The 12,791-nt window shown below is 65.3% G+C and carries 12 protein-coding genes; 4 read left to right on the forward strand and 8 right to left on the reverse strand.

Features of this window, described 5'->3' with window-relative positions; all coding sequences use genetic code 11:
- Window positions 1-54 precede the first annotated feature (54 nt).
- The 6 genes from IVA93_RS19065 to IVA93_RS19090 all read right to left on the reverse strand — a co-directional run bounded on the left by IVA93_RS19065 (window position 55) and on the right by IVA93_RS19090 (window position 7,794).
- On the reverse strand, window positions 55-2,043 hold the full coding sequence (locus IVA93_RS19065; protein WP_085385287.1) for a TonB-dependent siderophore receptor: 1,989 nt from the start codon (window positions 2,041-2,043) through the stop codon (window positions 55-57).
- 518 nt (window positions 2,044-2,561) lie between these two features.
- Entirely contained in the window at window positions 2,562-3,227 is a 666-nt protein-coding gene (locus tag IVA93_RS19070; RefSeq protein ID WP_247452917.1) for a methionine ABC transporter permease, read from the reverse strand.
- Entirely contained in the window at window positions 3,217-4,383 is a 1,167-nt protein-coding gene (locus IVA93_RS19075) for a methionine ABC transporter ATP-binding protein (RefSeq protein ID WP_198957646.1), read from the reverse strand. Before IVA93_RS19075 ends, IVA93_RS19070 begins: the two co-directional genes overlap by 11 nt.
- A gap of 227 nt (window positions 4,384-4,610) precedes the next feature.
- A complete protein-coding gene (locus IVA93_RS19080; RefSeq protein WP_085349813.1) occupies window positions 4,611-6,083 on the reverse strand; it encodes a DASS family sodium-coupled anion symporter in 1,473 nt (490 codons plus the stop codon).
- A 112-nt stretch (window positions 6,084-6,195) separates the two neighbouring features.
- On the reverse strand, window positions 6,196-7,002 hold the full coding sequence (locus IVA93_RS19085) for an enoyl-CoA hydratase/isomerase family protein (RefSeq protein WP_247368364.1): 807 nt from the start codon (window positions 7,000-7,002) through the stop codon (window positions 6,196-6,198).
- A gap of 33 nt (window positions 7,003-7,035) precedes the next feature.
- Window positions 7,036-7,794: a PA4824 family protein gene (locus IVA93_RS19090; RefSeq protein WP_247368367.1), complete on the reverse strand. Its 759-nt coding sequence runs from the start codon at window positions 7,792-7,794 to the stop codon at window positions 7,036-7,038.
- 62 nt (window positions 7,795-7,856) lie between these two features.
- Between IVA93_RS19090 and nthA the strand changes: the two genes are divergently transcribed.
- Genes nthA through IVA93_RS19105 form a run of 3 tightly spaced genes read left to right on the forward strand, consistent with a single transcriptional unit; the run spans window position 7,857 to window position 9,516 of the window.
- The gene (gene nthA, locus IVA93_RS19095; RefSeq protein WP_247368369.1) at window positions 7,857-8,480 is read left to right on the forward strand and encodes a nitrile hydratase subunit alpha; all 624 of its coding nucleotides are present in this window, start codon (window positions 7,857-7,859) and stop codon (window positions 8,478-8,480) included.
- Complete coding sequence (gene nthB, locus IVA93_RS19100; protein WP_247368372.1) at window positions 8,477-9,136, forward strand: nitrile hydratase subunit beta; 660 nt, start codon at window positions 8,477-8,479, stop codon at window positions 9,134-9,136. Before nthA ends, nthB begins: the two co-directional genes overlap by 4 nt.
- Window positions 9,136-9,516, forward strand: a complete 381-nt coding sequence (locus tag IVA93_RS19105; RefSeq protein WP_018457832.1) for a nitrile hydratase accessory protein — start codon at window positions 9,136-9,138, stop codon at window positions 9,514-9,516. The genes nthB and IVA93_RS19105 overlap by 1 nt, the downstream gene beginning before the upstream one ends.
- A gap of 158 nt (window positions 9,517-9,674) precedes the next feature.
- Here IVA93_RS19105 and queC read toward each other — a convergent pair whose 3' ends face one another.
- Complete coding sequence (gene queC, locus IVA93_RS19110) at window positions 9,675-10,388, reverse strand: 7-cyano-7-deazaguanine synthase QueC (RefSeq protein WP_247368375.1); 714 nt, start codon at window positions 10,386-10,388, stop codon at window positions 9,675-9,677.
- Between the two features lie 139 nt (window positions 10,389-10,527).
- Here queC and mazG point away from each other — a divergent pair, with 139 nt between their 5' ends.
- The gene (gene mazG / locus IVA93_RS19115) at window positions 10,528-11,382 is read left to right on the forward strand and encodes a nucleoside triphosphate pyrophosphohydrolase (protein WP_247368378.1); all 855 of its coding nucleotides are present in this window, start codon (window positions 10,528-10,530) and stop codon (window positions 11,380-11,382) included.
- A gap of 20 nt (window positions 11,383-11,402) precedes the next feature.
- Here mazG and hflX read toward each other — a convergent pair whose 3' ends face one another.
- On the reverse strand, window positions 11,403-12,785 hold the full coding sequence (gene hflX / locus IVA93_RS19120) for a GTPase HflX (RefSeq protein WP_247368382.1): 1,383 nt from the start codon (window positions 12,783-12,785) through the stop codon (window positions 11,403-11,405).
- Window positions 12,786-12,791: the final 6 nt, after the last annotated feature.

The following is a 12,791-nucleotide window of genomic DNA, read 5'->3' on the forward strand; positions in this document are numbered from 1 at the left end:
GTCTTCTCTCATCAAGCGGGCCCGGCCGCCATCACGGCCTGTCCTCATTCGAACTCACCACCGATATGTCAGCTTGCCGATGGCCTTGCGTCCCTCCGCGTAGAAGCAGCCCGACAGGCTGTAGCAGGCGGCGACATAGCGGGTGTCGGCGAGGTTGGTGATGTTCAGCGACAGGCGCCAATTGTCCCTTGTGTAGGCGAGCAGCGCGTCCAGCACGGTCGCGGATCCGACCTTGAATGTATTGGCGTCATCGCCCCAGGTCGCGCCGACATAGCGGACGCCGCCGCCGAACTGCAGGCCCGCGAGCGGCCCGGTCTGAAGCGTATAGTCGTTCCACAGCGAGGCGCGGTTGAGCGGCACGGTGACCGGCGCCTTGCCGACATTCACCGGATCCTGCGTGACGATTGCATCGACATAGGCATAGGCCGCGCGCAGGTTCCAGCCGTCGGCGAGCGACATCGTGCCTTCGAGCTCGAGGCCGCGCGATTTCACTTGACCGGTCTGCTCGGCAATGTTGAGCGGAGGCGCAAAGGTGACGACGTTGTCGCGCGTCAGGTCGAAGGCGGCGAAGGTGAACAGCGCGTTCCATCCGAGCGGCTGGTACTTGACGCCCACCTCGTACTGCACGCCGGTCTCGGGATTGAGCAGCTGTCCGCTCGGGCCGGTCGCGAGCACCGGCAGGAACGATTCCGAGTAGCTGAAATAGGGCGCGATGCCGTTGTCGAAATTGTACATCATTGCGGCGCGGCCGGTGAAGGCCGACGCATCCTTCGCGACCGACGTATTGAAGATGCCGCTGTCGACCTGCGTCGTTACAAAATCCTGGCGGCCACCGAGCTGGAACGAGAGCCGGCCGAGCTTGATCTGGTCCTGCGCGTAGAGGCCGACCTGCGACTGCTTGACCCCGGTGTCGTCGCTCATGGCGCCCATGGTCCAGTCGTAGCTGTAGACCGGGCTGAAGACGTTGATCTCGGGCGCGGACGTCGCGACGCCAAAGGCGGTGTCGCGGAATCTGGTGTTGCGATAGTCGATTCCGACCAGCGTGGTGTGGCTGAGGAAGCCGGTGGTGAACTTGCCCTGGAGCTGGTTGTCCACCGCGAAGGAGTTGATGTAGGAGTTGCTGTAGCTACCGAAACGCGCGAGCTGTCCCGCGGCCTCGTCGGTATAGCCGGCGCCGTAGAACACCTTCTCCTCGTTGTGCTGGTAGGCGTAGCGCAAATTCTGCCGGAACGTGATGTTGTCGGTGAAATTGTGCGAGAGCTGGTAGCCGGCGGTCGCGATCTCGGTGTTGAACGCGTTGAAGCTCGGCACGCCCGCGAAGAACGAGACCGGGATGGTGCGGCCGTTGTTTGGCCACACCGTGCCCGAGGCCGGCAAGAACTGGAGGCCCCACCCTGCCCGGTCGCGCTGGTAGTTGGCGAGGATCGTGATGGTGGTGTCATCGTTCGGCTTGAACGTGACGGCGGGCGCGATGAAGACGCGGTTGTCCTTGGTGAAGTCGACCTGGGTTTCGCCGTCGCGCACCACGCCGGTCAGGCGCCACAGCACGGTGCCGTCCTTGTTGGCGGGACCGCCCATGTCGAACTGGCCCTGATAGCGGTTGAAGCTGCCGCCCGAGATCGAGACCTCGCCGAACTGCTGGGCCGTCGGCAGCTTGGTCACGTAGTTGAGGATGCCGCCGGTGCCGCTGCCGCCATACATCGCCGAGGATGGGCCCTTGAGAACCTCGAGACGCTCGGCGCCATAGGGATCGAGGCCGTTGAAGTGCACGTAATTGCTGGAGGGAATCCGCAAACCGTCGACATAGAGGCCCGACATGGTGGTGTCGAAGCCGCGGATCTGGAGGGCGCCGAAGCGCGTGTCCGAGCCGCCGTTGACGTCGCCGCTGACGCCGGCGGTGTAGCGCAACGCCTCGCCGATCGAGACCGCGCCCTGGTTCCTGACCTGGTCGGTCGTGACGACGGAGACGGACTGCGGGGTTTCGATCAGCGGCGTATCCGTCTTGGTCGCGGTGCCGCTGCGCGTCGCAACGAAACCGCGCACCGGACCATTGGAGCGTTCACCGGTGGCGTCGTTCGAGGATGCCGACTGGGTTGGCGCAGCTTGCTGCGACGGAGAGCGACGATTGGCGCGCGCGGTGCGTGTCGCCGCTGACTGTCGCGTTGAGGCGACCGCTGCAGGCCAGGCGCGCTGAGCCGGGGCTTCGACGGTGACGGCGGGGATCTGCGTTTGCGCCTCCACGGCACCGAAGGGAACGACGAGAGCAAATGTGCTGGCCGCTCCGAGGAAGAGAGTCTGTATCTGTCGACGACGCGTGTCGGCACGCGAAGCAAGTTGGAAATCGGTCACGTTTGTCGAGGCCCCACGCACTGCCGGCTTCGCCGGTATCGTTTTTGATGCCTCGCCCTAACGCAGGCGATTTCGGAGTGCCATAGGAACTGCGTTAGAATTTCTCCAGACGCGTGCGCAACGCGTGCGACGAATGCACTCAGTCGTGTCTCGAAGTTTGGAATGCTTCCAGACCGACAAGAACCTGCTTGTTCGAAATGTCTTAAACGGCGTCAGCGATGTCGCACCCGGCGATTGACCCGGCGCGCGAGATAATCGCCGGCGCTCTGCACGAGCTGCACCAGCGCGATCAGCACCACGACGACGGCCAGCATCATCTCCGGCATGAAGCGCTGATAGCCGTAGCGGATGCCGAGATCGCCCAGGCCTCCGCCTCCGACGGCGCCGACCATGGCGGAATAGCCGAGCAGGCTGACAACCGCGAGCGTCAGCGCCAGCAGAAGACCCGGCAGCGCTTCGGGGATCAGCACCTTGAGCACGATCTGCATCGGCGAGGCCCCGAACGAGGACGCCGTCTCGATCAGGCCGCCATCGACCTCGCGGATCGCGGCCTCGACCAGGCGCGCGATGAACGGCGCCGATGCGATCGTCAACGGTACGATCGCGGCCGTCGATCCGATCGAGGTGCCGGCCACCAACCGCGTGAACGGGATAATGGCGACGACCAGGATGATGAAAGGCGTGGATCGCGTCGCGTTGACGACGGCACCGAGCACGCGATTGACGATGGGCGCCGCGAACAGCTCGCCTTTCCGGCTGGTCGCGAGAAAGACGCCGAGCGGCAGGCCGAAGGCGGTGCCGATCAGCGCGGCGAGCCCGACCATGTACAGGCTCTCGCCGGTCGCCTGGATGATCAGGTTGATGAGTTCAGGCGACATAGCCGAGACGCTCCGCGGGGAATTGATATTGTGAAAGCCAGGCCAGCGTGCGCGTCGTCGCGTCCTCGCCGCCGGACATGCCGAGAGGGATACCAAGCGTCAGCGAGCCCACATGCTGGCCGCCGATCTCGTCGATGCGGGCCGACAGCAGCGACACGTCGAGGCCGAGCTCGCGCGCCAGCCGCGCCACCATCGTGTCGCCGGCCCCTGCCCCGCGCACCTGGACGCGGATCACGGCCTGTCCGGCCGGAGGCTGCTCCGAAACGATCCGGCTCGCCAGCGACACCGGCAGGCTGTCTCCGATTACTTCGGCCAGGAAGGATTGCGTGATCGGATGCTTGGGGTAGGTGAAGATGTCGGCGACATGGCCGCTCTCGACGACGCGGCCGGCATCGAGCACCACGACATCCCCCGCAAGTTGGCGCACCACGGACATCTCATGGGTGATCAGTACGATGGTCACGCCTAGCTCGCGGTTGATGTTCGCGAGCAGATCGAGGATCGCCCGCGTGGTCTGCGGATCGAGCGCCGAGGTCGCCTCATCCGACAGCAGCACGCTCGGCCGCGTCGCGAGCGCACGGGCAATGCCGACGCGCTGCTTCTGGCCGCCGGAGAGTTCTGACGGGTAGCGATCGTGCTTGTCTGCGATGCCCACGAGCGCAAGCAGCTCGGCCACGCGCGCGCGGATATCGGCCTTGGCCCAGCCGGCGATCTCCAGCGGCAGCGCGATGTTGGCGGCAGCGGTGCGGGAGGACAGCAGATTGAAGTGCTGGAAGATCATGCCGATCGAGCGCTGCGCCAGCCGCAAGTCGCGGCCCGAGAGCGCCGAGATATCTCTGTTATCGACGACGACGCGGCCCGTGGTCGGCCTCTCCAGGCCGTTGATGAGCCGGACCAGGCTCGATTTGCCGGCGCCGGAGCGGCCGATGATTCCGGTGATCGAACCGCGCGGGATGGCGAAGTCGATGTTTTGCAGGGCATTGACGCCGGGCTTGCCGCGATAGGCCGGATAGGTTTTCGAGATGCCTTCGAAGCGGACCATCGCGTCGGACGCAGTCGCGGCAGGTGAGATCGCGTGAGCTGAGATCGCGTCAAACTTTTCGATCGGCTGTCCGATCGCGAGCGACGGGTGGACGTTCATGGAGGCGGCCTTCATGCACAATAGTTCCCTTGCCCCTGGGCATCCGGGAACGGTCGCATCAAGCGACGGAGAGTGAAACCGCGATGAGGACTCGGCTGGAGCGCGCTGCACCGCAGCACGCACAATCGCCCTTTCGGGTCGCTCTGGCAATGTCAGATATTTGCGGGGAGTTGGACGAAGTTTTCCAAATGTCTTCCCGCTGAAGAAAATTCATCTGCCGCCGTATTGCCCTCCCGCCCGACTCAGTGGACCTGCAACCAGGGCCATACGATCAGCAGCAGCCCCGCGAAATAGAGCACCCCGAAGATCAGCCCAAAACCCCAGAACTGACCCTTGCCGATATAGCCGCTCCCGAAATACATCGGCGCCGGCCCGGTCGCGTAAGGCGAGATCACCCCCATCAGGCCGAGCGAATACATGCAGAGCATGGCGAGCGTCGTGACTGGTAGGTCGGGGATGCCGGATCCGACCGCGAGCACCACGGGCAGCACGGCGGCGGCATGCGAGGTGATGCTCGAGAAGAAATAGTGGATCCAGAAGAACAGCGCGACCAGCAGGAGCATTGCGGTCGACGGCGACAGCCCGGCGAGCGGCTTTGCGTATTCGGTCGCGAACCATTTGATGAAGCCGATCTCGTTGAGGCCCGAGGCCAGCGTCAGCAGCGAGGTGAAATAGAAGAACACCTCCCAGGCGCCCTTCTCGGCGACGATGTCGGCAAACTCGATCACGCCCGTCACCAGCATCAGCGAGATCACGATGAACACGACGGTGGTGGCGTTGACGAAATTCGAGCCCAGAAGCGGCACGCGGATGTCCGGGCTCGAGCCCGCGATCCACAGGAACATCGCGAGCAAGATCAGCGCCAGCATGATCCATTCATTGCGCGACATCGGGCCCATCTCCGCGAGCTCCTTCGATGCCCATTCGGAAATTTCCGGGCTGCTCTTCACCTCGGGGCGGCAGACCGCGTAGCTGAGCAGCGGGACCAGCACCATCAGGAGCAGGCCGAGCGGCGCAAAGCCGATGAACCACTGCGCCCAGCTGACGTCGATTCCGGCGGTCTTCTTGGCGATGGCGAGCGCCGCTGCATTGGGCGCCAGCGCGGTGAAGAACAATGAGCTGGTGACGGCGGTCGACGCGAACGCGGTCCACATCACGTAGGTGCCGATCTTGCCGGCGGTCGGTCCTGGCTCGGAGCCGTAGATGCGCGGGATGTTGCTGATGATGGGATAGACGATGCCGCCGCTGCGCGCGGTGTTGGACGGTGTCGCCGGCGCCAGCAAGAAGTCCGACATCGCCACCGCATAGCCGAGACCGAGCGTGTTGGTGCCGAGCTTTTGCACCAGCACGAGCGCAATACGCCGGCCCAGCTGGCTCTTGCGGTACCCGATCGAGAACACGAAGGCGCCGACGATCAGCCACACCGTGCTCTCGGCAAAGCCCGCCAGCATCCAGCGCAGCGATTTGGTCGGATCGGGATCGATATAACCGCCGACGCCGGCAACCGTCAGCCCGATCAGGCCGACCGCGCCGACCGGCATCGATTCCAGGATGAGCCCGGTGATGACGGCCGCGAAGATCGCAAAATAGTGCCACTGATTGGCGTTGAGCCCTGCGGGCACCGGCCACAGATAGATCAGCAGCCATACCGCGAGCGGCGCGATCAGCTTCCAGCGAAACCCTTTCGTCTCGGGTGCCTGCGTGCCAGTGGTCATCGGCCCTCCCCCTCGATCGTCATTGTCGTCTGCCGGCCCGTTGATCGGGCCTATTTTGTCCCAGCGCCGCGTATACGGATAGTCCGCGGCGCAATCAATGCCTGGCCGGCTTCTACCGCCCTCTGAACTTCGGTTTGCGTCGCGTCAGGAACGCCTCGACGCCCTCCTTATGGTCCTCGCTAAGGCTTGCCAGGGCGAACTGGTCGACGTCCATGTGGCTGGCGAGATTATCCAGCGCATGCGCCAGCCGGTTGACCGTGAGTTTCGTCATGGCAACGGAGAGCGGCGGCTGCGCTGCCACCTTGCGCGCAAGCTCCATCGCGGCATCGAACGCATGGCCGGGATCGACCACCTGCTCGACCAGGCCCCACTCATAGGCCTCATCCGCGCTGATGCGCTGATCGGCCAGGACCACCGCCTGCTTGGTGCGCGCCGGGCCGATCAGATGCAGCATGCGCGGAATGCTCTGCCAGCTCATGTTCATGCCGAGGCCGATCTCGGGCACGCGCAGATGGGCATCGCGTCCCATGACGCGGAGGTCGAGCGCGACGGCCAGCGCCACGCCGCCGCCGACGCAAAACCCCTCGATGGCGGCGATCGTGATCTGCTCCATCTCCTGCCAGGCGTGGGTCAGGCGCGGTCCGAGCTTGAGATGCCGCCGCAGCGTGCCGAGGTCCATGTCCTTGCGCGCGCGGCCTTCGGCATCCTTGAGGTCGAAGCCGGCGCTGAACGCAGCCGCGCTGCCTGTCAGCACCACGGCAGAGGTTGCGGCGTCATCCTCAAAACTGCGCGCGGCCGCGGTGAGCTGGCGTAAAGCCTCTGGCGATAGCGCATTGATGCCGTCGCCGCGGTCGAACCGCACCACCGCAATCCGTCCCTCCGGCCCGAGGCCCTTCTCGATCTTGACATAGTCAGGCAACGCAAACTCCCCTGGTCTTGGTCTTCCTGGCGCTCACAGATGCCCGGTGCGCCGATGTTCGGGTTCGCTTCCATGGACCGGAAACCGGATCGTGGTCCCGATGGTGATCCAGTTGGCATTTTCGCCGGTGATGTTGCGGCCGTAGATCAGATCGACGGAGAATATCTCGTTCGGTCGGTAGCGGACACCGGTCTGGAAACGCGGCTGCACGATGCTTGCGACCTCGGCGGCGCCGGCCTGCCCGTACGCCTCGATCGTCCATTGCAGCGTGTCGGTGAATTTCCAATCGAAGCCGATGCCGTAGGTCAGGTAATGGCGATCCACCGTCCGATCCCAGAGCCAGCCGCCGTTGACGTTGATGCGCATGGTCTCCGACAGGCGGAAGGTCGCGGGGATGACGGCAAAGGCGGATAGCGCCTCGCCGGTCGCCGCGTCGAACGATCCGCCGCCATAGGCCGACAATCCCCACCGGCCGATTCCGGTCGGGGCGAAATTCGTCTTGGCTTTTGGCGCGATTGTCGTGCTCCAGTCGCCGCCGCTCCGGGCCCGGATGGTCTGCAGGCTCAGCTCGATCGGCCTGAAGGGATCGACGACACACGAGGGATTGGCGACCGCCGAAAAATCCGTGTTGGAAGCCGCCGACAGCCAACTTTCCACCTTGCAGGAGCCCACATCGGAAATGTCGGCGGCATCGACCGCATAGGCGCCATTCGCGGCGCGCGCATCCTGCGCCGCGAATGCGCCAAGAGCCGCGATTGCGACGGTTATTCCGGTTCTTGCAGCCCAGCCCATGGTGCGATGTTAGCAGAGTCTTCGCCTCGACAACGCCCGGATTCTGGGACTATCTTCGCCCCATGAGCGACCATCATCACCACGATCACGACCATTCCGAGCTGTCGGAGACCGAGCTGCGCGTGCGCGCGCTCGAGACGATCCTGACCGAAAAAGGCTATGTCGAGCCGGCCGCGCTCGACGCCATCATCCAGGCCTATGAGACCCGGATCGGCCCCCATAACGGCGCGCGCGTTGTCGCCAAGGCCTGGAGCGATCCGGCGTTCAAGACGGCGCTGCTGGAGGACGGCTCGAAGGCGATCGGCACGCTCGGCCATGTCAGCCGCGTCGGCGACCACCTCGTCGTGGTCGAGAACACGCCGCAACGTCACAACATGGTCGTGTGCACCCTGTGCTCCTGCTACCCCTGGGAAATGCTGGGGCTGCCGCCGGTCTGGTACAAGGCCGCGCCCTATCGCTCCCGCGCGGTGAAGGACCCGCGCGGCGTGCTCGCCGATTTCGGCGTGCAAGTCGCCAAGGACGTTGAAATCCGGGTATGGGATTCGACCGCCGAAACGCGCTTTCTGGTGCTGCCGATGCGCCCCGCGGGGACCGAAGGCTGGAGCGAGGAGCAGCTCGCCGAGCTGGTCACGCGCGATTCCATGATCGGCACCGGCTTTCCCAAGGCGCCGGGGGCGCCGTCATGAACGGCGTGCACGACATGGGCGGCATGGACGGCTTCGGCAAGGTCGAGCCGGAGCTGAACGAGCCGGTGTTCCACGAGGAATGGGAATCGCGTGTTCTCGCCATGGTGCGCGCGATGGGCGCCGCCGGCGCCTTCAACATCGACACCTCGCGCTTCTATCGCGAGACGATTCCGCCGCATGTCTATCTCTCGAGCTCCTATTACAAGAAATGGTTTCTCGGGCTCGAGGAGATGCTGATCGAGAAAGGCTATCTCACCCGGGAGGAAGTCGCCGCCGGCCACGCGATGCAGCCGGCCAAGGCGCTCAAGCACGGCAGGTTCGATCTCGGCCAGCTCGAGCGCATCATGGTGCGCGGCAAGTTCGCCCGCCCCGCCCCGGCGCCGGCGAAATTCAAGATCGGTGACAAGGTCCGCGCGAAGAACATTCACCCGGCGACCCACACCCGCCTGCCGCGCTACGTGCGCGGTCATGTCGGAATCGTCGAGCTGAACCATGGCTGCCACGTGTTTCCGGACTCGGCGGCGATGGAGCTTGGCGAAAATCCGCAATGGCTCTACACCGTCGTGTTCGAGGGCCGCGATCTCTGGGGTGCGGACGGCGATCCGACCTCGAAAGTCTCGATCGATGCGTTCGAGCCGTATCTGGACCCGGCGTGATGAGCAGCACGGCTGCTGCTGCCGCGACGGCAGCGATCCCGAGCATTCCGCGCGATGATGACGGCCCGGTGTTCCGCGCGCCCTGGGAGGCGCACGCCTTCGCGATGGCGCTGACGCTGCACGAGCGCGGCGTGTTCACCTGGCCCGAATGGGCGGCAGCCCTGGCCTCCGAGATCAAGCGCGCGCAGGCGGCCGGCGATCCCGATACGGGCGAGACCTACTATCTCCATTGGCTCGCCACGCTTGAGGGGCTGGTCGCGCGCAAGGGCGTTGCGTCTGCGGAGACCTTGCATCGCTACCGCGACGCCTGGGACCACGCCGCGGATCGCACCCCGCACGGCAAGCCGATTGAGCTGAAGGCGGAGGATTTTGCGCCGTAGTCGCTTTGCGCGTTGCTTGGGTACACTCTAACCCCAACCAACACTGTCATTCCCCGCGAAGGCGGGGAATCCAGTACGCCGCGGCCTGTCGATTATCGCTACCTTCTCGGAGTACTGGATCACCCGCTTTCGCGGGTGATGACACCGAGTCTATGGTATCACCGCCCCGCCACATACTCCCGCCACCCCTTCGCCCGCAGGCTGCAGGCCGGGCACTCGCCGCAGCCGTAGCCCCAATCATGGGGCGTGCCGCGTTCGCCGAGATAGCAGGTGTGCGACTGCTCGCGGATGAGGTCGACCAGCCCGTCGCCGCCGAGGTCATGGGCGAGCTTCCACGTCGCGGCCTTGTCGATCCACATCAGCGGGGTATGCAGCTCGAACTTGCGGGCCATGCCGAGCGACAGCGCGGCCTGCATCGCGCGGATGGTGTCGTCGCGGCAATCGGGATAACCGGAATAGTCGGTCTCGCACATGCCGCCGACGATGTGACTGATGCCGCGCCGGTAGGCCAGCGCCGCGGCAAAACTCAAGAACACCAGATTGCGGCCGGGCACGAACGTGTTCGGCAGGCCGTCGGCGCCCATCGCAATCGCGACGTCGCGCGTCAGCGCCGTCTCGGACACGGCCGCCAGCGTCGGGATCGACAGCGTGTGGCTCTCCCCGAGCCTGGAAACCCAGTCCGTGCGCAGGCCCCTGATGCCGTCGAACAGCCGGTCGCGGCAGGCCAGCTCGATGGCGTGGCGCTGGCCGTAATCGAAGCCCAGCGTCTCCACGCGCGCAAAGCGATTCAGCGCCCAGGCGAGGCAGGTGGTGGAATCCTGGCCGCCGGAGAACAGCACCAGCGCGGTTTCGGATGAAGATGCGTCAGTCATGGCCCGCGCTTTAGCACTGCGCACGCGGCTCGCCAATCTGGCCCGCCAACCGGTGGAAATCACCCTGTTCCGCCGCGCTGCGCTGGGAACGGGGGCTCGCTTTTGGCATAAGGCATGGGAGCCAGGAGACTGCCCCGCAATGACCCCTTCCCGCGACATTTCCCGCCTGATCGAAATCATGGCGGCGCTGCGCACGCCGGTGACCGGCTGCCCCTGGGACCTCGAGCAGAATTTTGCGACCATCGCGCCCTATACGATCGAGGAAGCCTATGAGGTGGTCGACGCCATCAGCCGCGGCGATCTCGACGACCTCTGCGAGGAGCTCGGCGACCTCCTGCTGCAGGTGGTGTTCCATGCTCAGATGGCCGAGGAGCAGAACGCCTTTGCCTTCGGCGATGTCGTCGAGGCCATCACCCGCAAGATGATCCGGCGCCATCCGCACGTCTTCGCCGACAAGGACGGCGATCTCGCCTCCTCCCACGTCAAGGAAGTCTGGGACCGCATCAAGGCCGAAGAGAAAGCCGAGCGCGCCGCGCGCCGGCCACCCCAGGAAGCGCCGTCCCACAAGTCGCTGCTGTCAGGCGTGAAGGCCGGCCAGCCCGCCCTGACGCGCGCCATGGAGCTGCAGCGCAAGGCCTCCACTGTCGGCTTCGACTGGAACGATCCGCGCGCGGTGCTGGCAAAAATCCGCGAGGAAGCCGACGAGATCGAGGCCGCACTCGATCGCAACGACAGCGAGGGGTTGGCGGAAGAGACCGGCGACCTGATGTTCGCGCTGGTCAACCTCGCCCGCCATGTCGATGCCGATCCGGAAGCCGCGCTGCGGGCGACCAACACGAAGTTCGAGCGGCGGTTTGCCTATATCGAACGGGCGCTGGAGGCGCAGGGGCGGACCCTCGAGCAGGCGTCGCTGGCGGAGATGGACGCGTTGTGGAATGAGGCGAAGAGTGCGAAGCAGTCGTCACCAGAGGAGCGCAAGCAAGCCGGCCGCTAACTCGGCCGGGACGACACTAACTACGCGGACAGTCGCGGCACGGCATCGAACCGGTTCACCACGATGTCCCGCTTGGTCTCGTCCACCCGCACCGTCATGTCGAAGCGGCCGTCGTGCAGCTCTTTCGCCAGCACTTCGGAATTCCGATGCAGCCAGCTGATGCCGGCGCCGTCGGAGGCATCGATGGAGAGGTCGAGCGTGATGCGCTTGGTGGCCAAGCGCTCCTCGATCGCGGCGAGCAGCGCGTCGACCCCTTCGCCCGACACGGCCGACACCAGCATCGCGGGATGGTCCTCCGGCCTGCGCGCGGCGATATTCAAGAGTTCTTCGCGCTGTTCGGGACCATAACGGTCGATCTTGTTCCAGACCTCGATGATGCGGCCTGAATCATCGGGATTGATGCCGAGCTGGCGCAGCACCGCGTCGACGTCGCTCTGCTGCGCCTCGGCATCGTCGTGCGAGATGTCGCGCACATGCAGGATGACGTCGGCTTCCAGCACCTCCTCCAGCGTGGCGCGGAAGGCGGCGACGAGCTGCGTCGGCAGATTGGAGATGAAACCGACGGTGTCCGACAGCATCGCCTTGCCGCCATGCGGCAGGGTGAGCGCGCGCAGGGTCGGATCCAGCGTGGCGAACAGCATGTCGGCGGCCTGCACGTCGGCGCGGGTCAGGCGGTTGAACAGCGTCGATTTGCCGGCATTGGTGTAGCCGACCAGCGCCACGACGCGGTACGGCACCCGCTGGCGGCCTGCGCGATGCAGGCGGCGTGTGGCCTGCACCTTCTTCAGTTCGCCCTCGAGCTTGGAGATGCGCTCCTGGATCAGGCGGCGGTCGGCTTCGATCTGCGTCTCGCCGGGACCGCCCATGAATCCAAAGCCGCCGCGCTGGCGCTCGAGATGGGTCCATGAGCGCACCAGGCGCGAACGTTGATAGTTGAGATGCGCGAGCTCGACCTGGAGCGAGCCTTCCTTGGTCTTGGCGCGGCGGCCGAAGATTTCCAGGATGAGACCGGTGCGGTCGAGCACCTTTGCCTGCAACTCCTTCTCGAGGTTGCGCTGCTGGATCGGCGCAAGCGCGCAATCCATCACCACGAGTTCGACGTCGAGGCTCTTGGCGAGCGCGGCGATCTCCTCGACCTTACCCTTGCCGATATAGGTCGCAGGGCGGATCTGGCTGATCGGCGCGATGATGGCGTCGGCAACGACGAGATCGATCGCGCGCGCGAGGCCGGCGGCTTCGTCGAGCCGGGCTTCCGCGTCACGCACGACATGAGCTTCCGATTGCGCGTCGGCACTGCCTGCGCGCACCCGCAAATAGGGACCGATGACAAGCACCCGCCCCGTCTGCGTACCCCCTGCCGACCGCGGACGGTCGGCATCCCCGTCGAAATTCCGGGGTTCCAATCAGAT

The organism is Bradyrhizobium sp. 155, from assembly GCF_023101105.1.
Classification (GTDB): domain Bacteria; phylum Pseudomonadota; class Alphaproteobacteria; order Rhizobiales; family Xanthobacteraceae; genus Bradyrhizobium; species Bradyrhizobium canariense_D.